1 protein-coding gene is annotated in these 544 nt (G+C 75.2%); it reads left to right on the top strand.

Annotation, left to right across the window (positions count from 1 at the left end):
* A partial coding sequence (locus RCG67_RS17295; protein WP_368828047.1) for a chorismate-binding protein occupies positions 1-429 on the top strand: 429 nt, incomplete at its 5' end.
* Positions 430-544: the final 115 nt, after the last annotated feature.

The raw sequence follows: 544 nt of genomic DNA, 5'->3' as shown, positions 1-544 counted from the left end.
TTCAGCCACATCATGCACCTGTGCTCCAACGTCGTCGGGAGGATGCGCCCGGACGCCACCGCCTACGACGTCCTCTCCGCGACCTTCCCCGCCGGCACCCTCTCCGGGGCGCCCAAGCCGCGCGCCCTGCGCCTGCTCGACCAGTACGAGCCGCTGCGCCGGGCCGTCTACGGCGGGGTGGTCGGCTACCTCGACTTCGCCGGGGACATGGACATGGCGATCGCCATCCGCACCGCCCTGCTCGTCGACGGCAAGGCCTACGTGCAGGCCGGCGGCGGCATCGTCGCCGACTCCGACCCGGAGGCGGAGGCCCTCGAGTCCCTCAACAAGGCCACCGCACCCCTGCGGGCCGTGCTCCTCGCCGAGCGGCTGCGCGAGCTCGACCTCGAGCGCACCGCCGTGCCGGGCGCCGGTGCCGGGCGTGGCTGAGGCTCCCGCGGCCCCCCGGGTGCGGTGGTCCCGGAGGGCCAGGGTGGTGACCGCCACGCTGCTCGCGGCGCTCGCCGTCTTCGCGTGCTCGGCGGCCACGTGGATCTCCGCCACG

It is taken from the genome of Kocuria cellulosilytica (assembly GCF_040981245.1).
Classification (GTDB): domain Bacteria; phylum Actinomycetota; class Actinomycetes; order Actinomycetales; family Micrococcaceae; genus Kocuria; species Kocuria cellulosilytica.
The sequence above is the reverse complement of the archived record's forward strand: the minus strand, read 5'-3'. Positions and strand labels throughout refer to the sequence as shown.